Origin of the sequence: Kitasatospora purpeofusca, assembly GCF_034043715.1 — a bacterium.
In the GTDB taxonomy this organism is placed as follows: Bacteria; Actinomycetota; Actinomycetes; order Streptomycetales; family Streptomycetaceae; genus Kitasatospora; species Kitasatospora purpeofusca_A.
The window spans coordinates 1-25,286 of sequence record NZ_JAXCLC010000099.1 but is presented as its reverse complement, the minus strand read 5'-3'; the positions used below and the strand labels follow the sequence as shown (position 1 = coordinate 25,286).

Below are 25,286 nucleotides of genomic sequence, written 5' to 3'. Positions count from 1 at the left end.
CGGGGGACCACCGACCGGGCTTCCCGCCTCCCTTTCCCTCACCCGCGAACCGGTGCATGCCACTCCGTTCCGGCCAAACCCGGGCACCCACCGATCAGAACCGGCCCGCACCGGCCCAAGATCGGACGGACCGTCATTCGGAATGCAAAGATCCCCCCAAGGAATGTGACATGTCACAGTGTGCGCGCCGGACTTCACTCCCGGCGCGCCGCACGAGGGAGGGAACCGCTCCATGAACCGACTCACCACTGCCGCCCTGGCGGGCGCCGCCGGCCTCGCCGCGCTGACCGTCGGCCTGGCCCCGACGGCAACCGCCGCCACCACCACCGGCCCCGCCGGGCCGACCGGCACCGTCACCTGCGGGACCCCGGGCGCGCCCGGCTTCCTGCTCACCCGCGCCTGCATCGAGGTCAGCGGCACCCACGTCCGCCTCTACGGCCAGGTCGCCACCACCGACCCGGCCTGGGTCGCCCAGAACGTCGGCTTCACGATCGCCGGCTCCACCCCCGCGCTCCCGCCGCAGCCGCCCCTCAACCTGACCGTACTGGTCCCGCCCGGCGGCGCCTCGGTCGGCGACCTGCTGCTCAACGTGCCCTGCGGCAACAACGTGACCGCCAACTTCAGCGTGAACAACGGCGGTTGGCCGCCCTCGACGGCGACGGTCACGGCCTTCGTGCCCTGCTGACATCCCGTCCGGTCCCACCCGCGCGGCCCGGCCCCGGACGGGGCCGGGCCGCACGGCCGCCCCGACCGCGTTCTCGCTGGTCCGGCACCTCTATGGTGTGACGGTGAGTCTTCATGTGATCGTCGGACACGGACCGGCCGGAGCGGCCACCGCACGACTGCTGGCCGAACAGGGCCACACGGTAAGGGTGGTCACCCGGTCCGGTCGACCGGCCGAGCCCGGGATCGAGCACCTCGCGCTGGACGCCACCGACCGCGAGCGGCTGACCGAGGCCGCCCGCGGCGCGGCCGCGATCCACAGCTGCGCCGCACCGCCGCTCCCCCGCTGGACGGCCGACTGGCCGCCCCTGCACGACTCGCTCCTCACCGCCGCCGAGGCGACCGGCGCCGTCCTCGTCATGCTCGGCAACCTCTACGGCTACGGCCCCGTGGACGGCCCCCTCACCGAGGACCTCCCGCTCGCCGCACCCGGCCCCAAGGGCCGCCTCCGGGCCTCGCTCTGGCAGCAGGCCCGCACCCTCCACGAGGCGGGCCGCATCCGCGCCGTCGAGGTCCGCGCCTCCGACTTCTTCGGCCCCGGCGTGACCGAGGGCGGCCACCTGGCCGGCCGCGTCGTCCCCCGCCTGCTGGCCGGCAAGCCGGTCAGCGTCCTCGGCGACCCCGACGCCCCGCACAGCTGGACCTACCTCCCCGACGTGGCCCGCGCCCTGGCCGAGGCCGCCGCCGACGAACGCGCCTGGGGCCGCGCCTGGCACGCCCCAACCGCCCCCGCCGTCCCGATCCGCCGCATGATCGACCTCCTCGCCACCGAGGCCGGCGTCGCCCCCGTCCCCGTCCGCCGGCTGAACCCCGCCGTGTTCGCCCTCGCCGCCCTCGCCACCCCCCTCATGCGCGAACTCCGCGAGACCCGCTACCAGTTCGACCACCCGTTCGTCATCGACGCCGGCGCCTGGGAAGCCACCTTCACCACCCGCCCCACCCCGCTCGACACCCAACTCCGCACCACCCTCACCTGGTGGCGCAACCGCCTGGCGGCCTGACCGCCGGGCCAATGATCTGACAAATCGTCAATTCATGTCTCTCGGGGCCGGATCGAAGTCAGACCAAGGCCCGAAGTCACCATGCGTACACCCCCTTCTCGGCTATCGTGATCGCAGCCGTGTTCGCGAAGGGGGATCCATGACGAACGCCGGTCTGGTGCATCAGGTGCGGATGCTCCGGGCTGGAGCGGGCGACCCCGCGGTCATGCTCGCCCAGTTCCGCTTGAGCGCCCTCCTGCTACCGCGTTGGGGGGACGAGGCCGTCCGAACCGCCGACGAGGACGGCCTGCGGTGGATCCTCGCCTTCACTTCCGAGACCCAACTGGAGGCGTTCGCCCGGGCAAAAGGGCTGACGGTGGCGGGACTTCCCTATCTCACCGTACTCGGCGCACGACTGCTGGACGTGGCAGTGCCCGGACTGGGAGTGCCGGGCGGAGTCGCGCTGGACATCGCCGGCACCCAGCCCATGCTCTTTCCCCCTTCGCACGGCATCGTTCCGGACGCGGTGGCCCTCGACGGACCGCCGCCGAACCACGAGGGGGACCGATGGCGGGATTCGGGGTCGACCCACAGGTACTGAAACTTGCGGAGGAGGGCATCAACGCGGCGATCACCGAGTTACAGGGGTTGGGGATCACCGGCCTGGCCGAGTCCGGCCGGGGCTTCTCCGAGCTCGAACTCAGCGGCGTGGAGGCCGGTCACCCCGACCTCCACGCCGTCTTCACGGGCTTCTGCGAGCGCTGGTCCTGGGGTGTGCGGTCACTGGTCCAGGAGGGCTCCGAACTCGCCCTCAAACTGGGGCTTTCCGCCGGCTTCTACCACGAGCAGGAACGCTATGCGCACGGCCTGCTGAAGGGCGTCGTCACCGCGGGCATCGGCGACCTCCATCAGACCGAGGAACAGGTCGAGGGCAAGTCCTGGGACCAGATCTGGGGCGACAACCAGTACAGCCAGCTGACGAATCCGGACTTCTCTCCACAGTCCGCCGAAAAGGCCCTCGACGGGATCGGCAAGACCTGGAAGGACATCGCCAAGGAGAAGCTGGAGGGGCCGTTCGGGATCAACAAGGCAATAGCCGAGGGCTCGGCGGGTAGGCACTGATGGGCCTGCACTTCAGCATCACCGACATGGTGAAGGCGGCGGACAACTTCGTCGACGCCAACCTCAAGGCCGGCGCGAAAGCCGTCCAGAAAGGCTCCCACGCCGTCGGGGGCGCACTCGACGGCGTCGGGCTGCACGGAGCCGCGAAGAGCGTGAACAGCTGGGGTGACGGCGTCGCGGACGAGGCCGGGCTGAAGGTCGGCGAACGGAGCCTGGACGAGACCGACGATCCCAAGGAGCTCGTACACGGCGACGCCAAGAAGATCAACGAGACCGCCGCCCATCTGAAGAAGTTCCACGACGCCTTCGAGAAGACCGGCACCGGCCTGGCCCGGCTCGACCACGAACACTGGACCGGCGCCGCGGCGGAGGCCTTCCAGAAGGCCTTCAACCCTCAGCCCAAGCAGTGGTTGGCCGCCGCCGACGCCTGTGGCAAGGCCGCCGCCGCACTGGAGGCCTACGCCCACACCGTCACCTGGGCACAGGGCGAAGCGGCCGAGGCCTCACGTCTGTGGAAGGCCGCGAAGAAGAAGTACGACTCCGCAGTGAAGGCGACCCTCCAGGCAGCCCTGACCTACGACCTTCAGGTCAAGGCCTACAACGCCACGCCGGCCGACCAGCGCCCCACCAGCCCGCCCGCCAAGCCGGGCGAGTTCACGAACCCGGCCGAGGCCGACTTCCACCGGGCCGAGGAGAAGCTGGACGCCGCACGCACCCAACGGGACTCGGCGGCACGGACTGCGGCTGCAGCGATCTCCATCGCCACCAGGTCGGCGCCTCCCAGACCGAGCGACATGGAGATCCTCAAGGCGAACGTCAAGGACGGCCTGACCGCCGCCCCGGTCTCGGTGTTCCACTTCGGCGGCGGCGTGGTCAAGAGCGGGACCGATCTCATCAAGCTCGGCCGCTCCCTGAACTTCCTCGATCCCTACAACCTCTCCCACCCGGCCCAGTACCTCCAGGGACTGTCCACCACGACCGCAGGCCTGATCCAGGCCGGCGACCACCCCGCCGACCTCGTCACCGGCCTGGTCGGCAGCGGCTGGGGCAGCGACCCCTCCGAGGCGGCCGGCCGCCTCGGAGGCAACCTCCTCCTCGGCGGGGGCACCGGCGGCGGGGGCACCGCCGCGACCCTCGCCGAGCGCGAGGCTGCGGCCGCTGCCAGGAGCGCGGCCGAAAGGGCGGCCCGGGACGCGGCACAGAAAGCGGCCAAGGAAGCCGCCGAGAAGGCGGCTGGACCTGCACCGAAGGTGCCTCTGCCCACCGGCCTCAACGGCCTCCCGGAGGGCTGGAGCATCAAACCCCCACCACCTCCCGAAGCCGCCGGCACGGGCATCCCGGGTACCGTCAATCTCCCGTCGCAGAAGGTCCCCCATCCTCATCTGCCGACTTCGCCGACCCCGCCGCAACCGGTCCCACCGGCGGCAGGACCCCCGCAGCCGTTCGTCAGGCCCGAAACACCCCCGCTGTCGGCCACCGACTTCGACAAGTTGGGGCCGGCCGAGAAGGCACAGGTTGCCGATGCGGAGACCTCGAAAAACGCAAAGACGTTCGAGAGCGAAGCGCAGGCATCGCAGTACGGCGCCGACTATTGGAACGACTACGCCACACACCTTCCGGAGACACAGCGAAAGGCGCTCTACGACTACACCTGCGAACCATCTGCCACCGATGGACCGACCTACCGGGAGCTCAACGGCTATCTCCGCTCGGGCAATGGCGGCAGCCCCGAGATCCTGCAGCGGATCTCCGAGATCGACGAAGCTCTCGCCGGTCACCCCATTCCTGAGAATGTCATGGTCAGTCGTGGAACGGACCTCTACCACGTCCCTATGCAGCCCTCACAGATGGTGGGAAAGACGTTTACGGAGAGCTCGTACACATCGAGCTCTCTCGGTGGACCTGCAGAGGTCTTCGCCGACAAGCAGGCTGTCCTGCACCTTCGCGTGCCTGAGGGCACACCCGCGATCTGGGTCGAGAAGGTCTCCTACTACGGAGAGAGCGAACGGGAGTTGCTTCTGTCCCGAGGCCTGAAGTGGCGGGCGGATCGCGTGTTCAGGGACGATAGTGGGCAGTGGCAGATCTACGGGGAACTCGTCCCCTGAAGAGAGAGGAACGATTGATGGAGAGCGGTCAGGAAAATCCACGGCTTCGGGAAGACATGCAGCTCAAGCTCGTCGAAGGCGGTCCGGTCGACTATGCCTACCGAACCGACAAGCCCGTCGAGTTCGTGACGGTGGCGAACGAAGCCAGTGGAGTCCTCGGCTACATCTGGGCATCTGACGAGGACGACGCCGCGGGATGGGTCGAGCGACCCGCCGTCCTGGTCGAGGCATCGAACAGCGGCAGCTACTGGCTACGGAAGCTGCGCGAGGCCAAAGCCCGGAGCCTGACCCCGTCACAAGCCCTCGCCGAGCTGGCCGAAGACCGTCCCGGTGGGCGGATCGGAGCCATTGTGCCGGGTTCGCGATCACGGGCGGACACCGTGATCGCCCTCGAGGAGCAAGCCAGGGAGGGCTGGCAGCCACCGACCCCCTCAACCACTACGCGGCGGGAGAGAAGTTGAACCAGCGTTCGGAGAGACGCACCGGAGGTCCCGAAGAGGAAGGGTGACGGAGATCGGGCCGACCGGGTTGATACGCAGGTCCAGTTGCTCGAACTCCTCTGCCAGTCGGCGTCCTGGCATCTCGACGACAGCCCAGTGGCAAGGGACGTGCCGGCGCCGGGTGCAGGCCTCGACTCCAGGCCTGCCGTTTGCGTCGCTCGTCACCAGTGGCTCGCCGGTCCTGGCGTCGACGCAAATCACCAACTCCGCTTTCACCAAGGATTCCAGGAGTTCCAACGGGCTTCCCTGACCTTCGGCCAATCGACCGATCACAGTCTCGACCGCGGTCCAGTGGGCCGATTCCGGCGCCGCACTCCCGGACGCCTCCGCCCGCGCCGGGCGCCGAAGGTTTGCGAGAAACAGTCGGCTCCTGACCGCCGGGTCGGGTTCGTCGACCAAGTCGGGACCGGCGAGCGTCCAGGCAGCGGAGACTTCGGTGTCCGGATGGTCCGCGAGCACAGCCGTGACGGCCACCGGGTCGGCGTGCGCCAGCAACTCGAAGTCCTCCAGCACCTCCTCGGCCAAACCGGCAGCGACGGCTTGACGCAGGACCAGACCCAGCTCGGCGGAAGTCGCGCGGGTCCAGTCGGGTGATCGGTCGGGGCGGCGGGGGACGGTACCGGCCAGCGCACGTGCGAGCCGGGCGCGGTCGACGGAGGTGCTGGCTGCCACGACCGTGTCACGCAAGGGGCCCGCCGGCAGCCACCACGTCCCGTCCTCGGCCGGGTCCTGAGGCAGGACCCGTGCCGCCGCAACGGCGGCCTCGGCCCCCGCGGCGGCCGACCACTGGGCCAGGGTGAGGGGTTGGACGGCGCCCGCGAGGACGCCGACCGCACGCCGTACGTTCTCCTCCACCCCGGCCCACCAGGCGGCAGGAACTCCGGCCCGTCGGCCGTCCGGTCCCGCCGCCGTCACGGTGGCCGCGAGCAGGGCCGAGCCCGGGCTGGGCCAGACGTCCTCGGTGTCGAACGGTGAGGCGCCACGCCGTTGCGCATACCAGGCGGAGAAGGCATCGCGGTCGGTCCATCCGGAATCGGCCAGGTCCAGAACCGCTGCCCCGCGGAAGAGACTCCCCGTACTCTCGTCGCCTTCTACGACCATGCGCAGGTCCGACACCGTCAGGAGCCTGGCCAGGACGCCGGCAGCGACGGCGTCAGGGTCGATCGATCGGTCGAGGTCCCGGAGGAACAGTAAAACAGGGCGACCGGCGGTACTCAGTGCCTCGGCGAGTTCCGGCGCCGTGCGTGCGGACACCCCCAGTCGGGTGGCGATCCGCCAGACCAGTGTGTCCGCCGTCGTCCCCGCCAGTGACAACGCGACGTCCGGACGTCGCCCAGGCGGTCCGTCGGGACGGGTGCAGACACTCGTCAGCCACCTCACCAAATGCGACTTGCCGATGCCCGGTGGACCGGAGACCACGGCCAGCGGCGGCGCGGCCGGGTCGTCCAGCAGTCTCAGCAACGCCAGGCCCGCCGGCTTCCGTCCCGCCCGGAGCGGTGGCAGACGATGCCCGGCTTCACTCACGGTTCCCCCGTTCCGTAGCTGAGCGGCCTCCAGGATCCTGTGCGCGTCGCGCACGCCGCATCAGAGGGCTTCGATGCGCTCGACGACCAGTTCGCAGAGTTCGTGGGTGCGCAGGGCGTCGTGGGCGTCGAGGGTCCTGCCGGTGCGGACGGCGTCGAGGAAGGTGAGGACGGCCTGCTCGATGCCGCGCTGGCGGGCCACGGGGACCCAGTCGCCGCGGCGGCGGACGGTGGGCTGGCCGCGGTGGTCGACGACGTCGGCGAGGTTGTGGACCTCGCGCTTGGAGTCGCCGCCGGAGACTTCGAGGATCTCCTCGGTGGAGCCGGACATGCGGTTCATGATGCCGAGCGCGGTGAAGCCCTCGCCGGCGAGGGTGAGGACCACGTGCTCGACCAGGCCGTCGCGGACCCGGGCGCGGACGTCGACGTGCTCGACGTCGCCCGGGACCAGGAAGCGGAGTACGTCGACGACGTGGATGAAGTCGTCGAAGACCAGCGGGCGCGCCGCCTCCGGCAGGCCCTCGCGGTTCTTGCGCAGCACGACGAGGTCACGCGGGCGTTCCTTCGCCTGCACGTAGCCCGGCGCGAACCGCCGGTTGAAGCCGACCATCAGGGAGCGGCCGGTGCGGTCCGCCAGGTCCACCAGGCGGCGGGAGCCGTCGAGGGTGTAGTCGAGCGGCTTGTCCACGTACACGTCTACACCCGCCGTCAGCAGCTGCTCCACGATCGGGACGTGCTGGTCGGTCGCGGCGTGCACGAAGGCGGCCCGGATCCCGCTGCCGATCAGCTGCCCGAGGTCGGTGAACCGGTGCTCCGCCGGGATCCGGTGGGCGTCGCCGATCCGGTCCAGCTTCGCGCCGTCCCGGGTCATCAGGCGCAGGTCCAGCCCCGGGAGCGCCGTCAGGACCGGCAGGTACGCCTTCTGGGCGATGTCCCCGAGGCCGATCACCCCGACCGGCAGCAGGACGGCGGGCTCGGCGGTCGGACTCATCCGGATCTCCACGGGTGCGCTGGGGCTTCTACCGCCCCCACCCTATGCACCGGCGCCGGGCGGCACGCACCCGGTACCGGGGCACGGCGGGGGTTTCGCGACGTCAGGCCGGTCGGGAGTGGGCGCGGTGGAGGAGGTAGGCGCCGGAGGCGGCGGCGAGGACGGCCATGCAGGCGGCGAAGACCAGGCCCGCGTCGGCGAGGCCGAGCGGTTCGGCGAGCAGGCCGACCCCGATGACGGGCACGGAGATGCCGAGGTAGGCGACCACGAAGAGCGCCGACAGGGCGCCGCCCCGGTGCTCGGCGGGGGCCGCTCCGGCGATCTCCCCGACCGCGCCGCGCAGGCCCATGCCCTGCCCGGCGCCGCCGACCAGGGCGCTGAGCACCAGCGGCGCGAGGACCGTCCACGCCAGCGAGGCGGCCAGCAGGGCGAGGCCGGCGATGAGCACCAGGCAGCCGAGCGGGATCGCCCGGGCGGTGCCCAGCCGGGGCACCAGCAGCTGGCCGAGGGTGGAGGCGAAGAAGGCCGTGAAGACGATCAGGCCGACCACCGCGTGGTTGTGGATCCCCAGGTCCTGCCCCAGGAACGCCGGGGTGACCGAGGTGAAGACACCCAGCAGCGAGAAGCCCGCGAAGGCGGCGATCCCCGCCGGGACGAACACCCCACGGACCTCCGGCGGCAGCGACGGGCGCCGCGGCCGGGCGGTGCGCAGCGGACGGGCGCCGTCGACGGTCTCCGGCAGGAACCAGGTGACCGCGAACGACGCGGCCAGCAGCACCAGGTGCACCAGGAACGGCAGGACCAGCGGCTCGGGCGCGTACTCGGCGAGCAGTCCGGACAGCAGGGGGCCGCAGCCGAGGCCGCCCATGTTGGCGGCGGTCGCGACGAACCCGGCCCGGGCCCGGCGGCCGGGCGGGGCGAGTTCCAGCACGTAGGCGGTAGCGGTGCCGGTGAACAGGCCGGCCGACAGACCGGACAGCAGGCGGCCCAGGCAGAGCAGCGGCAGGCCGCCCTCGGCGAGGAACGCGACGGCGCTGCCGGCGGCGAGGGCGAGTCCGCAGAGCAGGACGGGGCGGCGGCCGACGCGGTCGGAGACGTTGCCGACGAGCAGCAGCACGCCGATCACCCCGAACGCGTAGACGGCGAACACCACCGTCACCATCAGCTCGGAGAAGCCGATCTCCTCCTGGTACAGCCCGTACAGCGGGGTGGGCAGGGTGGTGCCCGCCATGCAGACGGCGAAGGCGGCGGCGGCCCCGAGGTAGCCGGGGCGGCGGGTGGGCCGACCGGGGCGGCCCTGACGGTCCGGGTGGCCGGGACGGTCCGGGTGGCCGGGACGGTCGGCGGCGGGCGGGCCGCCGGTCCGAGGGTCGGTCATCCGCCCACGGTAGGCGCCCGGACGGGGCGGTGGCGGCTCGGCTGCGGGCGGCTGCGCCGAATGGCCGAGGGGCGGTGGGGTGGTGGGGCGGTGGGGCATTGGGGTGGTGGGGCGGTGGGGGCGACGGTCAGAGGGCGGCCCGGTGGAGGGCGGCCAGCATGGCGGCGACGGCGACGGTGACCGGCGTGGTGCGGGTGCGGCGCTCGGCCCAGCGCCAGTCGCCGTCGGGGTTGACCTCCAGGAAGACCGGCGTGCCGGCGCTGAGGAGGAAGTCGAACGCGCCGTAGCGCAGGGACATCGCGGCGGCGAGGGTGCGGGTCGCGGCGGCGACGTCCGGCGGGAGCGACGGCAGGGCGCGGACACCGAGCCGGTCGGGGGCGGTCCACGGGTCGGCCGGGGCGGTCTTGGTGACCTCGAAGGCGTGGAGTTGCCCGCCGACGAAGTAGACCCGCAGTTCGGCCTCGTGCTCGACGTACTCCTGGACGATCACCGGCGGGCCCGGGCGTGGGACGTCGGCCAGGTCGGCCCGGTCGAGGACGGTCGGGAAGATCCCGTGCAGCCGGCCCGGCACCGGCTCGACGAAGTGGTGGCCGGCCGCCTTGACGACGACGCGCGGGCCGTCGAACTCGTCGCGCACGAGATGCGGATCGGTGGTCAGCACGGCGCGCGGCGCCGCGACCCCGTACCGGCGGGCGAGGTCCAGCTGGCAGAGCACCCCGGGGCGGTCGGGGCGGATGGCCGTGCCGGAGATCGCCGCCAGCCGCGCGGCCGCCGCCTGCCACGAGTCGCGGAGGAAGGCGCCGCGCGGCGTCCCGGCGGCGTCCGCGACCGGGGAGGCCGGGGCGAACGCGGTGGGGTCGAAGGCCGTGGGGTCGAAGTGCCGGATCCAGGTGACGGTGGGTGTCAGCTCGCGCCCGTTCAGGCGGACGGTGCGGCCGTCGGCGGCGGTCGTCAGGGAGGTGGCGGCGAGTTCCTCGGCGTTCAGGCGGGCGGTGCGGATGCCGGCGCCCGCGAGCAGGTTCCGCACCGGGTCGAGGTCGGTGTCGCAGGCGCGGCTGAGCAGCAGGACGCACGGGGCCGGACGCGGGCGCGCGTCCAGGGCGCGGGCGGGGTCGTCGAGCTGGGCGAGGAAGGGCGAGCGGGGCGGGGAGGACCGGACGGAGGGAGGGACGGAGGATGGGACGGAAGGCGGGGTCGACGCTGCGGCAGGGCGGTCAGGCATCGGCGTCGGCGGTCGCGTCGGCGGTCGCGTCGGCGGTGGCGAGCAGGTCGTCGGCCATCGCCAACAGCTTGCCGACGGTCGCGGCCACCTGGTCCGAGGCGCCGGGGAGGCGGTCGGCGACGCGTCGCAGCACCGCCAGGTCGAAGGCCGCCGCCCTGCCCGGCGCGGGCGCCGCCACCGGGGCCGGAGCGGGGGCCGGGGCGGGGGCGGTGGAACGGAGCGTCAGGAGGATTTCCAGCACTGTGGCCATCTCGGTGGCCAGCAGCCCGAGCGAGGCCATGTCGCCGAGGTCGCAGCGCGGACGGCTGTCGCGGTCCAGCACGGACAGCACCCCGATGCAGTCGCCGTCGCAGATCAGCGGGGCGGCCATGATGCTGCTCGGCACGTAGCCGGTGGACTCGGCGGCCGAGCGGGCGAACTGCGGACTGTCCGCCACGTCGTCCACCATCACCGGCTGGCCGGTCATCAGCGCCCAGCCCGCGATACCGGTGCCGGCCGGGAAGCGGCTGCCCAGCAGGTGGTGCTCCCCCTCCCCCGCCACCGCCTCGAAGACGAGGTCGCCGTCGGCCTCGTCCACCAGCAGCACGGAGGCCGCCGCCGCGCCGAACACACTGCGGGCCACCTCCACGATCGACTGGAGCAGTCTGCGTTGCCGCAGCTCGGCACTCTCCAACGGGTCAGTCGACACGCGCACCTCCATCGGGTACGGCTACGTTCTCAGCGGCCAGGTAGAGGACGGACTTGAGCTGGAAGGGGGTGAGCGAGCGGTGCTTGCTGAGAATGAGCGCGCAGATACCCGCGATGTGCGGGGTCGCGAAGCTGTTCCCGGTGCTGAGCAGGTGGCGACCGCCGGGCCCGGCCACCGGCACCCGCACACCCCGGGCGTAGAACTCCACCGGCGGTGACGGGTTGTAGTAGTAGGTCATCGGGTTGGGGCTGTCGTGGCTGGCGACCGAGATGACCGAGGCGAACGGCCACGGGTAGCTGCGCACCGGCATGTTGTGGGCGGAGGCGACGATGACGCAGCGGCGGAAGTAGGCGGAGTCGGAGAGGTCGCGCAGTGCGTCGCAGAACTCCGCCTTGGTCGTCGACAGGCTCATGTTGATGACGTCGTAGCCCTCGTCGATGGCCCAGGTCAGCCCGGCCAGCAGGGCGGCGCCGCTGCCGTGCCGGCCGCCGGACAGCACGCGGACCGAGGTGAGTGCCGCGCCCGGGGCGACGGAGCGGATGACGCTGGCGCAGGCGGTGCCGTGGCCGGCGGTGTCGCCCGGCTCGGTCGGGGTGACGGCGAGGGTGCCGTCCTCGGAGCGCACCACGTCCATGGCCCGGTCGAGGCCGCCGACCAGCGGGTGTTCGGCGTCCACGCCGCTGTCCAGGACGCAGACCCGCACGCCCGAGCCGTCGGCGCCGCCCCAGGCCCAGTCCTGGGTGAGGTGGCCGCCGAGCGGGCTGACGTCGAAGGGCTCCTGGGGCACGACGGAGACCGGCATGCTCCAGGCGGGCACTCCGGGAAAGTGGTCGCGCGGCGGACGGCGCCAGGGCGGGAGGTGGAGGTCGGTCATCCTCGGCCACCGCCCTCGGCGCCGGGCGGGGCGGGCGGCCCGGGCGGGGCGGGTGGGGCGGGTGGGACGAGTGGGGCCGGCGGGCCGGTGCTGGGTGCGCGGGCGGTGCCCGGCTCCCCGGCGGCGAGCCAGGCGCGGACCCGTCCGGCGAGCAGGGTGGCGCCCTTGGCCTCGAACATCCGCAACGCCTCGGTCCCTTCGGCCGTCGCCCGCTCGGCCTGGCCGGCCGCGCGGAGCACGATCGCCAGATCGAGCAGGGTCTCCCCGACCAGGCAGGGGTCGTCGGAGCCCTCGCTCAACCGGCGGGCCGCCGTGGCGGCGGCGACCGCCTCGGTGTGGTCGCCCCGGGCGGAGGCGAGGCGGCCTCGCAGCGCCGTCGCCCCCAGCCGGGCGCGCGGGTTCCCGCCGTCCCGCTCCTCGGACTGCTCTCCGCCCTGGCCGTCGGGCCGCTCGCCGGGCCTCTCGTCAGGGCGATCGGCCGGGTCGAGCGCGGCCAGGGCCACGGCGGCGGCCCCGGCCCGTCCCTGGGCGAACAGCTCGCGGGCGATGGCGACCTCCGTGGTCCGAGTGTCCGGGGCGTGTTCGGCGGTGCGCAGCACGCCGAGGCTCTGCCGGTAGCGAGCCTCGGCGACCTCATGGGCCCCGGCCAGCGATTCGACGAAGCCCGCCGCGTCCAGCACGACGGCGTCCGCGAGGTCGGCGTGCACGTCGTGGGAGTAGGTGAGCGCCTCGGCGAGGGTTCGGCGGGCGGCGGCCACGTCCCCGTCGAGTGCCTCCAGGTGGGCGCGGGCGACGAGGACGGGGATCAGCAGTGAGCGGTTGGCTGCGAAGCGGCGGCCGAGCAGGGCGCACAGCTCCAGCGAGGCCGCCACCGGAGTGGGCGTCCACTGGGCCAACTCGCAGACCGCGCAGAGGAGTCGGTCCTCCTCGTAGCTGTCGGCGAGGGCGCGGGCGCGGGCCAGCGCGAGCCGGAAGGAGGTCTCGGCGGAGGCGGTGCGCTCGGCGGCGAGTTCGAGGTGGGCGCGCAGTTGGTGGAGCCGGGACCAGCTGCGGTCGTCGCCCGGGTCGTGCTCCAGCAGCGCGGTGAGGCGGTCGGCGTCGGCGGCGACGGCGGCGGGCGGGGCGAGGCCGAGCCTGAGCGAGACGATCCCGCGCTGGACGGCGAGGGTCGCCGCGGCGCGCGGGTTGCCGGGCAGTGCGGCCTCGGCGGCGTCGAGCGCGGTCCGGCACCGGGCCTCGTCCTGGAGCCAGACCCCGGCGTCGCAGACGTGCAGCGCCAGCGCGATGTGCCGGGGGTCCCCGACCGGCAGCAAGGCACGGCCTCGTTCGAGGAGTTGGACGGCGGCGGGGAGGTCCTTGCGGGCCAGCGCACGCGTCCCCTCGGCGATCAGGGTCCCGGCCGCCGCACCGGCCAGTGCGGGCAACTTCTGTTCACCGGGGCGGAGTTGGCGGCTCAGCTGCCAGCTGGCCTCGACGTGGTAGGCGACCGCCATCGGGTCCCTCGGGTGCGCGTGCGAGAACCGGTCGGCGAGGAAGTCGTGCCAGCGTTCCCGCCGGGTCTTCGGGGTGAACTCGTAGGCGGTGTCGCGCAGTAGCGCCTGGGCGAAGCGGTAGGTGGCGGCCGGTCCGGGTTCGAAGACCCGGCGGCGGGCCAGCCGGGCGGTCGCCTCGTCGGCGGCGGTCGGCACCACCCCGTCGGCCTCGGCCATCGCCCGCAGCTGCCCGCGGCTGAACTCGCGCCCGACGACGGCGGCGAGTTCCAGCAGTCCGCGTTCGGTGGCCGGGAGCCGGTCCAGCCGCGCGCCCAGCAGGGCCTGGACGGTGGGCGGCACATGGGTGCCGGGGGCGGACTCGGCGAAGACGTCCATGAGCTGTTCGGCGAAGAGCGGGTTGCCGTCGCACAACGCGACCACCCGGCCGGTCAGTTCCCGCTGATCGGCGGCCCGGAGGTCCTGCGGGTGGACGTCGCCGCGCAGGGCCAGGCCGCCGACCAGGGCGGCGGTCTGCTCCTCGCTCATCGGCCCGAGGTCGACGGTGGTGGCGCACGGCTTGCCGCTGCCCCAGTCGGCGCGCAGCTCGAGCAGTTCGGGGCGGGCGACGCAGAGCAGCAGGACGGGGACGTCGCACAGCCAGGTGGCGATCTCGTCGACGAGGTCGAGCAGGGTCGCCTCCGCCCAGTGCAGGTCCTCCCAGACCATGACCACGGGGCGGGAGCGGCCGAGTACTTCCAGGAGGTGGCGCACGGCCCAGGCGATGTCCTCGACGCCGACCTGTCCTGGGGGCGGGTCGGCGGAGTCGGCGGGGTCGGCGGAGTGGCCGGGGGCGACGGGCGCGGCCGGGTCGGCGGAGTGGCCGGGGGTGGCGGCCTCGGCCGGGTCGGTGACGGCGGCGAGGGTGCGGGTGACCAGGCGTCGCGCGCGGCCGTCCACGCTGTCGGGCGCCCCGGCCGACGCGGCGTCCTCGGCGAGCAGCCGCACCAGTTCGGGCCGACCGCCGGGCAGTGAGCCGAGCATCTCGGCGAGCGGCCGGTAGGTGATCCCCCGGCCGTAGGGGGAGCAGCGCCCGGCGAGCACCAGCGCCTCACCGTCCGGCAGTCCGGAGAGGAACTCCCGGACCAGGCGCGACTTTCCGATGCCCGGGGCGCCGAGGACGGTGGCGAGGCGCACCTCCCGCCGCTGCCGGGCCTGCCGGTACCCCCTTACGAGCGCGGCCAGTTCGTCCGTCCGCCCGATGAACGGGGTGACCGGGCCCGGGTCGTCGGCCGTCGCCTCGGCGGCGGTGACCCGCCAGGCCGGCACCGGACGGGACTTGCCCTTCAGCCGCAGCGGTTCGACCGGCTCGACGCCCACCTGCGCCCGGACCATGGCGGCGGTGTCGGCGCAGATCAGCACCTCGCCGGGAGCGGCGGCGGTCTGCAGCCTGGCGGCCGTGTTGACGGAGTCGCCGACGACCCGGAAGTCGTCCCCCGGACGGGTGATCACCACGACGTTGCCGGTGCAGATCCCGGCCCGGGCCTCCAGCTCGACCCGGTACTCGGCGGCGAGGTCGGCCGTGAGCGCGGCCAGGGCGGCGAGGGCGCCGGTGGCGGCCCGGACGGCGCGCAGCGCGTCGTCCTCGCGGGCGACGGTGGCGCCGAAGGCCGCGAGGATCGCGTCGCCGATGAACTTCTCGACGACGCCGCCGTGTTCGGCGATGCAGGCGCCGCAACTGGCGAAGTAGCGGTCCATGACGCGGCGCAGCGGTTCGGGGTCCAGCCGCTCGGCGAGGGTGGTGGAGCCGACGAGGTCCAGGAAGAGCATCGACACCTTGCGGCGCGATTCGCGTGGCTCGGCGGGGGCCGGGGGCGGGCCGGGCGGCGCGGGGGGTGTGGTGGAGGTGACGGACGTCGCTGATGCGGCGGATGCGGTGGTGAGCGGAGTGCCGCAGCCGGCGCAGAACCGGTCCGCCCCGCCGGTGCGGCGTCCGCACGCGGGGCAGCTCACGACCGGTCCTCGGAGGCGGGACCGGCGGGGTCGGTGAGGTCGGCGGGGTCAGCGGGGTCGGCGGGGTCGGTCGGCTGCTCGGCGGACGCGTCCCCGGGTGCTTCGCCGTGCGCCTCGACGGCCATGGCCGCGGGCTCGCGCGCCGCCGGTCCGGCGTCGGGTACGGCCGCGACAGGCGCGGGCCCGGCGGCCGGGGTCGGGCCGCTCGCCGGGAGGCCCACCCGCGCGTAGACCCCGGCGAGCACGACCACCAGCCCGGACACCGCGAAGATCGTGTCGATGGGTCCGAACCTCAACCCCGCCACCGAGCCCGAGAAGTCCCGCAGCCCGCTGCCGGCCAACCAGCCGGACAGCACGGCCGTCAGCATCGCCGCGAGCCGGGTGACCGGGTAGAAGACCGAGATCACCCGGCCCCGGAACTCCTGCGGGGTGGCGGCGAGCAGCAGCGGTGCCATCGCCGTGTTGAGCATGGTGATCGGCACCACGAAGACGAACAGCAGCGTCACGGCCGCCGGGAAGCCGGTCTGCCGCGAGTACAGCACCAGCAGGGCGCCGCTCGCCATCAGGCCGATCCAGGTCGTCCGCCGGGCGCCGATCCACTGCACGACCCGCCCGGCGGCGAGCGCGCCGGCGATCCCGCCGATGCCGAGCGCCATGCCGAGGTAGCCGTACGACTCGGCGGAGATGTGCAGGTTCCGGGTGGCGAAGAAGATGTTCAGGGTGCTCAGGGCGCCCATCCCGAGTTGGCCGATCACCGTGAGCAGCAGCAGCGCGACGAGGAACCGGTTGTGGGCGAAGAAGCGCAGGCCCTCGGCGAAGTCCGCGAACAGGCCGGGCCGTTCGGCGGACTTGGCGGACTTGGCGGACTTCGCGGACTTGCCGGACCTGCCGCGCCGTTGGACGGACTTGGCGGCTTTCGGGGCGGCCGGTCCGGTCCGCGCGGGGTTCACCGGCCGCAGGTCCGCCGAGCTGATGGCGATGTACGACACCAGGTACGAGAGGGCGTTGAACAGCAGCGCCCACTGCAGGCCCACCGCGAACAGCAGCGGCGCGGCGAGCGGCGGGCCGATGATCCAGGCGGTCTGCCCGGTCGCCTGGGCGATGCCGGCCGCCCTGGCCCGGTCGGCCTCGTCCGTGACGAGTTCCGCGATGATCGAGAACCGGGCCGGGGTGAAGAACTGGCTGGCCGCGTTGAGCGCCAGCACCGTCGCATAGATCAGGGCCAGCCAGACGCCCGCCGGCAGCTCCCGGGTCGGCAGGAAGGCGACGGCGGTCAGGACGGCGACCAGCCCGCCGCGCAGCACCTCGGTGCCGAGCATGGTCGCGCGCTTGTCCCAGCGGTCGACGAAGACCCCGGCGAAGGGCCCGACGAACATCACGGCCGCGCTGGTCGCCAGGACGACGCCGCTGACCGCCTGCGGGCCCCAGGACTTCCCCTCCGCCAGCACGGTCGCCACCCAGAGGACGAGCGTGGTGCTGAACACCGCGTCCCCGACCGAGGAGACCGCCTGACCGAACCAGAGCCGGGTGTAGGTGGGGTTGATGAGGGTCGGCCGGAGCCTGCCGAGGGCGGTCACGGGGTGCGCCCCGGTCCGAGCAGCAGGGTCATCAGGGCGGTCACCAGGGTGGTGTGGTACGCCTTGGCGAAGTACTCGGCGGCCGGGTCGGCGGTGCCGGCGCGGGTGGCGGCGGACCGGCCGGGGATCGACCCGTCCGGGCGCTGGGCGCGGGCCAGGCAGGCGATGGCGGCCGCCCCCTCGGGCGTTCCCGTCGGCTCCAGGCCCAGGCAGACCTGGGTCATGACGAGTTCGGCGGCGAGGTCCCACCAGTCGTGCCGGACGCAGTGGTCGAGCAGCCGGCCGGTCAGGGCCGCCGCGTCGGCCACCGCGCCCTCGGGCAGTCCGGGGCCGGTGCGGGCGAAGTCGCTGAGGTAGAAGGCGGAGTGGGTGAGCGCGTACGCCTCGGGGACGGTCACCGGCGGCTCGTCGGGACGGGGCGCGGCGGCGTCCTGGGCGTTCCGCGTGTCCTGGGCGTTCTGTGCGCCCTGCGTGTCCTGGGCGTCCTGTGTGTCCTGCGTGTCCGGGCTGTCGAGGGTGCTCCGGCGCCGCGCCCGGGCGAGGGCGGTGGCGGGCAGGGCGACGAGGACGTTGCGCCGGGCGAGCTCCGGGTAGGACTCGATGGCGTGCGGCACCCCGGCCTTGTCCGCGTAGTAGCGCACTTCGAGCCGCTGGTAGGGCGAGCGCCCGGCCGGGGCGAGGTCGGCGGCGGTGAGTCGGGCGACGGCGGCCCGGAACGGCGCGTCCGCCGTCCCGGCGGGCGCCAGGGCGGCGCAGGCGAGCCGGTACTGGGTGGCGCCGCGCGGCTCGGCGGTGAGCAGGCGCGGGAAGCCGGGGTGCTGCCAGATGGCGCGGACCCGGACGGTCGCCTCGGCCCGGCGCGGGTCGTCACCGGGGTCGAGACGGGTCCAGCAGTGGGTGAGTAGGGCGAGTTCGAGCGCGGCCTTGGCGGGCCGGTGCGCTCCGCCGGGGGCGGGGGTGGCGCCGTGGGTGGCGCTGTGGGCGGGCGTGAACGGGTCGAAGTGGTCGAGGTGGCGGCCGATCCAGCCGAGCGTTCCGGCGCCGAGCCGCTCCAGGGCGTGGCCGGGCGGGCCGTCAGCGGCGTCACGCGGACCGGAACCGGTGCCGATGCCGGGGGCGGCGCCAGGGCCGGAATCGGCGCCGGTGGCGGGACCGGCGCCGGGTGCGGGACCGGTGTGGAGGCCGGGTGTCGTGGTCACAGGCGCCCCGTCTCGTCCAGGTAGTCGAGCAGTGCGGCGTCGACCGAGTCGTGGAACGCGGCGAGCGTGCGCCGGTCCTCGTCGCGCCGGTAGAGGTCCTCGCAGCCGACCCAGCGGTCCCGGGTGAGGGTGCCCGGCAGGTAGCCGCCGGCGACGGTGCCGACCTCCCAGTCCGGTTTTCCCGCCGTCTCCCAGCAACTGGCGAGGGTGCCGTCGGCACTCACCACCGCGCCGTACCGGCCGTCCCCGTGCCCGCAGGTGGCGCACGGCCGGCGGGCCTGCGGGCGGGTCACGCCGAGACCGAGGTCGAGGGCGCGGCGCTGCCAGCGGGTGAACCGCGCGGAGAGGTCGCTGGTGTGCCGGAGGTCGTTGCCGTAGCCCACGCCGACATCGCCCACCTGGGCGAAGTACAGGGTGCAGCGGGCCGGGTCGAGCGCGCCGGCGAGCCGGTCGAGCAGGCTGTCGACACCCCGGTAGGTCTCCTGCGAGACGTTGACCCGGAACATCCAGCGCAGCGGGGAGGACTCGGAGGCGCGGGCGAGGTTGCCGACGATGGTGTCGAAGGTGCCGCCGCCCTCGGCACGGCGGATCCGGATCCGGTCGTGGTCCGGGCGGTCGCCGTCGAAGGTGACCTGGACGGAGCGCAGGCCCCGGTCGGCGAGTCCGGTGGCGAGCGCCGGGGTGAGCAGGGTCGCGTTGGAGATCATCCAGGCGGAGGCGAGACCGTGGTCGGCGGCCCGTTCGAGGAGTTCCAGGCAGCCGCGCGGGTTGAGCAACGGCTCGCCGCCGAACAGCAGGATTCGGAGCTTCGCCAGCTCGGCGGCGGCCATCTGGCGGTCGGTGAAGTCGAGGATCTCGGTGATGGTCCGCGAGGTGAGCCGCTTGCGGGCGATCCGGGGCGGGCGGCTGCCGCCGCCGCTGTCCTGGCCGGTGTTCTGGAAGCAGTAGCCGCAGCCGAGGTTGCAGTGGGTGCTGGTCAGCACGGTCAGGGCGTAGTTGCGCGGGGCCGGGGCGGTCAGCAGGCCGTGTTCGCGCAGGCTGCGTTCGGTGCCGGGGCGCAGGGTGCCGTCTTCGGCCAACTGGCTTGGGCGCAGCCGGGCGAGGCCGCCGCCCGGGCCGAGGAACCACCAGTTGCGCTCGCCCTTGAGGAGGCGGGCGCCGCTGGCAGCGACCGACGTCGGGCTGGTCGGGGTTGCCGGGCTCGTCGGGCTCGTCTGGCTTGTCGGGCTCGTCGGGCTTGTCGGGCTTGTCGCGCTCACCGGGCACCGCCCAGGGCCGGGGCGGCGGACAACGTCGGCGGCCGTTCGCCGGCGGTGCCCGAGCGCGGGCGCAGGAGGATCACCGTCGCCAGCGCCACCACCAGCGTGGACTGGTAGGACTTCCGGAAGGACTGGACGGCCGTCGCGTCGGCCGGCACCCGGTCGGTGGCGGAGCGGCCGGGGAAGGCCCCCTCCGGCGACTGGGCCTCGGCGAGCAGCCGCAGACCGGCCGCTCCCGAGGGCGTGGCCAGCGGATCGAGGCCGAGGCAGTGCTGAGCGAGGACGAGCTTGCCCGTGAGGTCCCATTCGCCGCGCCGGACGGACTCCTCGGTGAGGCGCTCGACCCGGTCGCGGGCGTGGGCGAGATCGGCCCCGCCGAGGCCCGGGTCGCGGAAGCCGAAGTCGGACAGGTGGAAGACAGTGTGGGTGACGTCGCACACGTCGAGTTCGGCCAGCGGCTGTCCGTCGGCGTGCCCGGCCAGCCGGCTGATCCGGTACAGCTCCGGGTAGTCGAGCAACTGGTGAGGCACCTCGGCCAGTTCGGCGTAGTAGCGGGTCTCCAGATGCAGGAAGGGCGACTTGCGGCGCGGTGTCAGGAGATCGCCCGCCACCCCTTCGGCGAGGGCCGCCCGGTGCGGGCCGTCGGCGTCGAGGCCGGCCGGGGCGAGCGCGCCGTACATCAGCTGGAACTGCCGGGCGTAGCGCGGCTCGACGGTGAGGAGGGGCGGGTGGGCGGGACTGCGCCAGACCTGCTCGACGGTCGCGGCGACGGCGGCCAGGTCGGGGTCCGGGGCGGCCGCTCGGGCGGGGTGCGCCGGATACTCGGGCCCGGTGGCTCCGGCGGCCCGCGCCCAGCAGCGGTACAGCAGGGCGAGTTGCAGCAGCGCCTTGACCCTTGGGGTCACCGGCAGTTCGGCCCGGCCCGCCGGCTCGTCGAGGAGGCCGCAGTGCCGGCCGATCCACCGCCGCGCGCCCGCCGAGAGGCTCTCCACGGCCGCGAGGTCAGGGGCGGCTGATCGAGTACCCATGGTTCTCCCTTGAGGTTGCGGGCTGCCGGTCGGACTGGCAGGCGGTCCGGTGGGCGGTCTGGCGGGCGGTCTGCTCGACGAGGTCGGCGGCGCGGCGCGGGCCGTCCGCGGCGGCGTCGGCGAGCCGCCGGCCGAGGCGGTGGGCGTGGGAGCGCAGCCGGTCGTCCCGCCAGGCCGCGTCCACCAGCCCGGCCTGGTCCGGCTCCCCCGTGCGCGGGAGGTGGACGGCCGCACCGGCCCGCAGCAACGCGCCGGCGAGGACGGGCTGCTCGGAGCCGTTGGGGGTGACGCCGAGCGGGCGGCCTCGCAGCAGGGCGCCGAGCACGGGCGCCGAGGTGCCAGCCGTCAGCACCAGCCCGGCCCGGTCGACGAGCGGCCCCAGCCAGGGTTTGCGGACGAGCAGGATGTCGGCGTCCGGGGCGGGGGACGGGTCGGCCGTACGCCCCTGCTCCACGACGGCCTGGTAACGGCCTCCGGTGAAGGTCGCGTTGAGGCGTGGCCACGGGGTGCCGCCGCCGAAGAAGCGACCCAGGTGCACATAGACGACCGGCTTGCCGCTGCGCTCCAACGCGGCGTCGACTGCCGCGAGTTCGCCCGGTTCGGCGGCCGGCTCCCAGGGCAGCGGGCCAACCTGGTGCACCCGCGGGGGCAACTCGGCTTCCGGATACTCGAGTTCGGGGTCACCTCGGAGCAGGAGCGCGTCACCGAGCAGCGGGGAGTCGTCCGGGCCGGCGGCGGTGGCACGGGCGGTGGCCGTGGTGGTGGCGGTGGCAGCCGTCGCTCGCGGCCAACGGGACGGCCGGGCGGAGAGGCCGGCCTCCTCCCGAGTGGCGTCGTAGAGCGCCAGCGTCTCCAGGGTCCGGTTCTCCCGGCTGCGGCCGTACTGCGGCTCGCCCTCGCCCCCGGAGCGGTAGGTCCACAGGTGGATCGAGAGCCCGATCACGACCACCGGGACGTCCAGCGTCTCGGCGGCGAGCAGTGCGCCGTTGCACAGCACGGAGGTCACCAGCAGGTCGGCGCGGGCCTGCCGGGCCGCGCGCACGGTCGCCCGGTACTGCGCGAGGCCCATGACGCCCCAGCGGGCGGCGGCGAAGCCCCGCTCGCCGCCGAACTCCTCCGCCGCCGCGAACGGCAGGCCGGCCTCGGCCGCGAACGGCGCGGCGGTGGCGCGGCCCAGCACCGACACCCGGTGGCCACGGCGCCGCAGTTCGCGCCCGACGGCGAGCGCCGGGTAGAGGTAGCCGCCGTCACTGAGCGGGCAGAGCAGGATGTTCACGGGGCCTCCGGGCCAGCGGGGCGGCGGTCAGGAGCGGCGAGCCTGGAGCGGAGATCGTGGAGCGCCGAGCGCGGAACGGAGTTCGAAGCGGGATCGGCCGAACGGGCCACCCGGCCGCCGGCGGCTCGGGCCGGGGCCGGATGACCCGCTCGGGCGTCGACGTCATGACGTCACCAGGTCATGACGTCATGACTCGACGACCGGATGCGGCAACGTCACAGCGCCGAACTGTTGTTGATCACACAGATGTCCTCGGCGACGCCGTCGTCCTCGACCTCGATGCCGTGCGCGACGACGTCGACCTCGTCCTCGGCCTCGGTCGGCTCCGGGTTGATGGAGTCACTCATGCTGACCTCCCTCTGCAGTGCGGCGTCCGCTACGCCGGCCCGGGAGAAACGTAGGGATCCGCGGTATGGCGGCGATTAGGCGGCGGTTCGATTTCGGTATGACGGTTGGTCAAATACTTGGGCGCTCTTGGCCTTTGGATCTTTTCGATTCCGGTCCGCGCCGTGCGCCCGGCCCTCAGCGGTGGTGGACCGGGACCCGGTCGGCGGTCCGGCCGGCCCGCTCCCGGGCGTACGCGTACAGCAGCGCCGGCATCTCGTACCGCACGGTGTGGGCGAGCCCCTCCGCACCGGCGACGGTGAGCAGGCTGGCCTCCAGGAGGTCCTCCAGCACCCGCACGGCCGTGCCCGGGTCGCAGTCCAGCGCCGCGGCCGCCCGGTCCAGGGTGAACACCGGCCCGGCCAGCAGGCCGAGCCGCAGTACCGCCCAGTGCGCGGCCTCCGGCAGCTCGCCGACCGACTCGGCCAGGCGCACCCGCACCAGCGGGTCGCCCCCGCACAGCTCGTCCAGCAGCGCCCGGCCGCCGCCCAACCGCGCGCCGTACTCGCCCAGCGGGACGTGCCGCAGGAACGCCAGCCGGTCGGCGACCAGCCGGACCCCGAGCGGCAGGAGCCCGGTCGCCCGGACAATCCGGGCGGCGGACTCCCGGTCCGCGTCGACCCGTTCGGCGCCGATCGTCCGGCCGAGGAACTCCACCGCCTCGTCCGCCGTGAAGGGCGGCAGCCAGACCCGGTGGGCGCCCTCCAGGCCGGTCAACCGGGGCCGGGCGGTGACCACGACGGCGCTCTCCCCCGCCTCCGGCAACAGCGGCCGCACCTCGGACTCGCGGCGGGCGTCGTCGACGACCACCAGCGCGCGGCGCCCGGTCAGCCACAACTGCCAGGCCCAGCGCGGGTCGGAGGGCTCCCCGGCGGGCGGCGCACCGGCCGGCCCGTCCCGTTCACCGCAGGCGGTGGCGGCCAGCAGCTGGCGCAGGACGTCGTCCAGCGGGCGGGGGCGGCCGTCCTCCCCGCGCAGCCGGACGAACAGCCGGCCGTCCGGGAAGTGTTCGGCCAACCGGTGCGCGGTGTGGACGGCGAGCGCGGTCTTGCCCGCGCCGAGCGGCCCGGTCACCACCGCCAGTCGGCCGGCGCCGCCGGTGAGCACCTCGGCCAGCCGGAGCACGGGGGCCGCGCGGCCGGTGAACGCGGGCGGGTCGGTGGGCAGCAGGTTCGGCGCCGCCGCCCGGTGCGGGCGAGGAGCCGGCGGCCGCAGCTCGGCGGGGCGCTCGGGGCGGGGGTGGGCGGGGCCGGTCTCGCAGAGCAGCGAACGGTAGAAGCGGGCCAGGGCCGGACTCGGCGGCAGGCCGAGTTCATGGGCCAGCGTCTGCCGCAGCTCGTCGTAGACGGCGAGTGCCTCGGAGCGGCGTCCGGCCTGGCACAGGGCGGTCATCTGCAGCATCCGCAGCCGTTCGCGCAGCGGGTGCCGCTGCGCGGTCTCGGTGGCGCGCTCGATCGCCTCCGCCCCGCGCCCGGCGGCGAGTTCGGCGTCCAGCCAGTCCTCGAACACGCCGAGGAAGCGGCGGTCGAGGCGCTGCGCGGCGCTGTCGATCAGGGGGACGTCCCGGAACCCGTCGAGCGCCGAGCCGCGCCACAGCTCCAGCGCCTCGGTGAGCGCCCCGGCTCGGGCGCGCTGTTCGAAACGGAGCGCGTCGAGCTCCCCCTCGGCGGTGTGCAGGACATAGCCGCCGGCCCGGTGGCTGATCCGGGTGACCCCGGGGCCGGAGCCGGGGCCGGGGCCGGGGCCGGCCAGTCGGCGCAGCCCCGAGACGTACACCTGGAGGTTCTTGCGGGCGGTGCGCGGCGGCGCGTCGTCCCACAGCGCCTCGACCAGGGAGTCGGCCGACACCCGGGTATTCGCGTGGGACAGCAGCGCCGCCAGGAGAATCTGTTGTTTCCGTGATCCCGGATCGACGGTCCGGCCGTTCTCGAGCACGTGAAGCGGCCCGAGAATCCCGAATCTGACCGCCATCTCACGCCAACTTGATGACGAAGGAATGCCCTTCCACCTCGGCGTCCGAAACAGCGTCGAGCCGCTGTTTCACGGAATTGAGTACAGCGACCTCGTCCTCGCTGAGCCGGGACAGCACGTCCCGTTGCTCCAGTGTCAGCAGGTCGACCGGGTTGCCCGCCTGCCGGAGGGCGGCAAGGGCGTCGAATGTCATGGTCCCCTCCTTCTCGGATGCCAGATCATCATCACCGCCGTCCGGGACGCCGTCCATGAGACCTTTGGGCCAGAAACCGCTTTCCGTGGGGGAGGACGCCAGAATCAGTGCGAGCAGTCCGGCCTGCAGTCTTGACCGGAGTCCCAGTTTCGCCAGAATGGCGGTGACGAACCGTTTGACGGTGCGCTCACTGACGTTGAGTTCGTAGGCTATCGAGCGATTGTCGTACCCGAGGCCCAACAGCTGCAGCACGGCGCGCTCCCGGGGCGTCAGCGCCAGGGTCAACGGCAGCGCCGCCGCCGGCGGTAGCGGCACCCCCGGCGCGCGTGGCGCTCCGCACGCCGGACACACCGGATCTCCACCATCCATCGACGGGATCCCCCCTCCGGCGGCACACCACTGCGGTGCCCTCATGCTGACGCTCCCGTCGGACACCGGCAAGAGGCCGAACGTGCCCGGATCATGCCAACATCACACCCGGGCACGGTGGTTAGGCCCTCGCCGAACGGCTCGTGCTCCTCCGCGGCGAGCAGCGCCAACGACTCCGCGAACCACGGCCGCACCGGCCGCCGGCTCTTCTCCAGGCACCCCAGCTGCCACCACCTGCCCAGGCGGCAGCGGGCCGTGGGCCCTCGACCGCCGTTCACCGGTCACCGTTCACTGTTCACCGCCCGCCACCCGTCGCCCGTCGCGGGGTCGCCCGAGCCCAGGCTTCCGGCCCCTGCTCACACTTTGCAAAGTGCACTTTGCAAAGTGTGGAGAACAGTCGGGGGGGGCCGCCCCCCCGGGGCCCCCCCCCCCCCCCCCCCCC

21 protein-coding genes are annotated in these 25,286 nt (G+C 73.9%); 6 read left to right on the top strand and 15 right to left on the bottom strand.

The window, feature by feature from the left end:
- Positions 1 to 232: 232 nt before the first annotated feature.
- The 6 genes from SM793_RS33535 (at position 233) to SM793_RS33510 (ending at position 5,391) form a co-directional block, all read left to right on the top strand.
- The gene (locus tag SM793_RS33535; protein ID WP_320442104.1) at positions 233 to 685 is read left to right on the top strand and encodes a hypothetical protein; all 453 of its coding nucleotides are present in this window, start codon (positions 233 to 235) and stop codon (positions 683 to 685) included.
- Between the two features lie 103 nt (positions 686 to 788).
- Positions 789 to 1,724 carry an NAD-dependent epimerase/dehydratase family protein gene (locus SM793_RS33530; RefSeq protein WP_320442103.1) on the top strand — a complete coding sequence of 312 codons (936 nt, stop codon included), beginning with the start codon at positions 789 to 791 and terminating at the stop codon, positions 1,722 to 1,724.
- Positions 1,725 to 1,863: 139 nt separating this feature from the next.
- Positions 1,864 to 2,304, top strand: a complete 441-nt coding sequence (locus SM793_RS33525; RefSeq protein WP_320442102.1) for a hypothetical protein — start codon at positions 1,864 to 1,866, stop codon at positions 2,302 to 2,304.
- Complete coding sequence (locus tag SM793_RS33520) at positions 2,271 to 2,825, top strand: hypothetical protein (protein WP_320442101.1); 555 nt, start codon at positions 2,271 to 2,273, stop codon at positions 2,823 to 2,825. Before SM793_RS33525 ends, SM793_RS33520 begins: the two co-directional genes overlap by 34 nt.
- The gene (locus SM793_RS33515; RefSeq protein ID WP_320442100.1) at positions 2,825 to 4,930 is read left to right on the top strand and encodes a putative T7SS-secreted protein; all 2,106 of its coding nucleotides are present in this window, start codon (positions 2,825 to 2,827) and stop codon (positions 4,928 to 4,930) included. The genes SM793_RS33520 and SM793_RS33515 overlap by 1 nt, the downstream gene beginning before the upstream one ends.
- 17 nt (positions 4,931 to 4,947) lie before the next feature.
- A complete protein-coding gene (locus SM793_RS33510) occupies positions 4,948 to 5,391 on the top strand; it encodes a hypothetical protein (protein WP_320442099.1) in 444 nt (147 codons plus the stop codon).
- On the opposite strand, the gene SM793_RS33505 is transcribed toward SM793_RS33510, so the two are convergent.
- The 15 genes from SM793_RS33505 to SM793_RS33435 all read right to left on the bottom strand — a co-directional run bounded on the left by SM793_RS33505 (position 5,362) and on the right by SM793_RS33435 (position 24,844).
- On the bottom strand, positions 5,362 to 6,954 hold the full coding sequence (locus tag SM793_RS33505; protein ID WP_320442098.1) for a hypothetical protein: 1,593 nt from the start codon (positions 6,952 to 6,954) through the stop codon (positions 5,362 to 5,364). The two genes, SM793_RS33510 and SM793_RS33505, sit on opposite strands and share 30 nt — an antisense overlap.
- A 60-nt stretch (positions 6,955 to 7,014) precedes the next feature.
- Positions 7,015 to 7,914 (bottom strand): Gfo/Idh/MocA family oxidoreductase, encoded by a 900-nt coding sequence (locus SM793_RS33500; protein ID WP_320442105.1) that lies wholly within the window; start codon positions 7,912 to 7,914, stop codon positions 7,015 to 7,017.
- A 133-nt stretch (positions 7,915 to 8,047) separates the two neighbouring features.
- A complete protein-coding gene (locus SM793_RS33495) occupies positions 8,048 to 9,322 on the bottom strand; it encodes an MFS transporter (RefSeq protein WP_320442097.1) in 1,275 nt (424 codons plus the stop codon).
- Between the two features lie 127 nt (positions 9,323 to 9,449).
- On the bottom strand, positions 9,450 to 10,544 hold the full coding sequence (locus SM793_RS33490) for a hypothetical protein (protein ID WP_320442096.1): 1,095 nt from the start codon (positions 10,542 to 10,544) through the stop codon (positions 9,450 to 9,452).
- A complete protein-coding gene (locus SM793_RS33485; RefSeq protein ID WP_320442095.1) occupies positions 10,537 to 11,232 on the bottom strand; it encodes a GAF domain-containing protein in 696 nt (231 codons plus the stop codon). Before SM793_RS33485 ends, SM793_RS33490 begins: the two co-directional genes overlap by 8 nt.
- On the bottom strand, positions 11,222 to 12,106 hold the full coding sequence (locus SM793_RS33480; RefSeq protein ID WP_320442094.1) for a S8 family serine peptidase: 885 nt from the start codon (positions 12,104 to 12,106) through the stop codon (positions 11,222 to 11,224). The genes SM793_RS33485 and SM793_RS33480 overlap by 11 nt, the downstream gene beginning before the upstream one ends.
- Positions 12,103 to 15,588, bottom strand: a complete 3,486-nt coding sequence (locus SM793_RS33475) for an AAA family ATPase (protein WP_320442093.1) — start codon at positions 15,586 to 15,588, stop codon at positions 12,103 to 12,105. Before SM793_RS33475 ends, SM793_RS33480 begins: the two co-directional genes overlap by 4 nt.
- Positions 15,585 to 17,165: an MFS transporter gene (locus SM793_RS33470; RefSeq protein WP_320442092.1), complete on the bottom strand. Its 1,581-nt coding sequence runs from the start codon at positions 17,163 to 17,165 to the stop codon at positions 15,585 to 15,587. The genes SM793_RS33475 and SM793_RS33470 overlap by 4 nt, the downstream gene beginning before the upstream one ends.
- Positions 17,162 to 18,364 carry a DUF6895 family protein gene (locus tag SM793_RS33465; protein WP_320442091.1) on the bottom strand — a complete coding sequence of 401 codons (1,203 nt, stop codon included), beginning with the start codon at positions 18,362 to 18,364 and terminating at the stop codon, positions 17,162 to 17,164. The genes SM793_RS33470 and SM793_RS33465 overlap by 4 nt, the downstream gene beginning before the upstream one ends.
- Positions 18,361 to 19,623: a radical SAM protein gene (locus tag SM793_RS33460; protein WP_320442090.1), complete on the bottom strand. Its 1,263-nt coding sequence runs from the start codon at positions 19,621 to 19,623 to the stop codon at positions 18,361 to 18,363. The genes SM793_RS33465 and SM793_RS33460 overlap by 4 nt, the downstream gene beginning before the upstream one ends.
- Positions 19,620 to 20,651: a DUF6895 family protein gene (locus tag SM793_RS33455; RefSeq protein WP_320442089.1), complete on the bottom strand. Its 1,032-nt coding sequence runs from the start codon at positions 20,649 to 20,651 to the stop codon at positions 19,620 to 19,622. Before SM793_RS33455 ends, SM793_RS33460 begins: the two co-directional genes overlap by 4 nt.
- A complete protein-coding gene (locus tag SM793_RS33450; RefSeq protein ID WP_320442088.1) occupies positions 20,626 to 21,927 on the bottom strand; it encodes a glycosyltransferase in 1,302 nt (433 codons plus the stop codon). Before SM793_RS33450 ends, SM793_RS33455 begins: the two co-directional genes overlap by 26 nt.
- 215 nt (positions 21,928 to 22,142) lie before the next feature.
- Positions 22,143 to 22,274: a hypothetical protein gene (locus SM793_RS33445; RefSeq protein WP_320442087.1), complete on the bottom strand. Its 132-nt coding sequence runs from the start codon at positions 22,272 to 22,274 to the stop codon at positions 22,143 to 22,145.
- A 175-nt stretch (positions 22,275 to 22,449) separates the two neighbouring features.
- Positions 22,450 to 24,282, bottom strand: coding sequence for a BTAD domain-containing putative transcriptional regulator (locus tag SM793_RS33440; RefSeq protein ID WP_320442086.1), 1,833 nt, complete (start codon positions 24,280 to 24,282; stop codon positions 22,450 to 22,452).
- 1 nt (position 24,283) lies between these two features.
- Positions 24,284 to 24,844: a helix-turn-helix domain-containing protein gene (locus tag SM793_RS33435; protein ID WP_413816094.1), complete on the bottom strand. Its 561-nt coding sequence runs from the start codon at positions 24,842 to 24,844 to the stop codon at positions 24,284 to 24,286.
- Positions 24,845 to 25,286: the final 442 nt, after the last annotated feature.

Coding starts and splice junctions, on each gene's coding strand:
- SM793_RS33480 (WP_320442094.1), bottom strand. CDS start 12,106: ATGACCGACCTCCACCTCCCGCCCTGGCGCCGTCCGCCGCGCGACCAC.
- SM793_RS33525 (WP_320442102.1), top strand. CDS start 1,864: ATGACGAACGCCGGTCTGGTGCATCAGGTGCGGATGCTCCGGGCTGGA.
- SM793_RS33515 (WP_320442100.1), top strand. CDS start 2,825: ATGGGCCTGCACTTCAGCATCACCGACATGGTGAAGGCGGCGGACAAC.
- SM793_RS33440 (WP_320442086.1), bottom strand. CDS start 24,282: ATGGCGGTCAGATTCGGGATTCTCGGGCCGCTTCACGTGCTCGAGAAC.
- SM793_RS33495 (WP_320442097.1), bottom strand. CDS start 9,322: ATGACCGACCCTCGGACCGGCGGCCCGCCCGCCGCCGACCGTCCCGGC.
- SM793_RS33510 (WP_320442099.1), top strand. CDS start 4,948: ATGGAGAGCGGTCAGGAAAATCCACGGCTTCGGGAAGACATGCAGCTC.
- SM793_RS33535 (WP_320442104.1), top strand. CDS start 233: ATGAACCGACTCACCACTGCCGCCCTGGCGGGCGCCGCCGGCCTCGCC.
- SM793_RS33455 (WP_320442089.1), bottom strand. CDS start 20,651: ATGGGTACTCGATCAGCCGCCCCTGACCTCGCGGCCGTGGAGAGCCTC.
- SM793_RS33445 (WP_320442087.1), bottom strand. CDS start 22,274: ATGAGTGACTCCATCAACCCGGAGCCGACCGAGGCCGAGGACGAGGTC.
- SM793_RS33435 (WP_413816094.1), bottom strand. CDS start 24,844: ATGGATGGTGGAGATCCGGTGTGTCCGGCGTGCGGAGCGCCACGCGCG.
- SM793_RS33490 (WP_320442096.1), bottom strand. CDS start 10,544: ATGCCTGACCGCCCTGCCGCAGCGTCGACCCCGCCTTCCGTCCCATCC.
- SM793_RS33520 (WP_320442101.1), top strand. CDS start 2,271: ATGGCGGGATTCGGGGTCGACCCACAGGTACTGAAACTTGCGGAGGAG.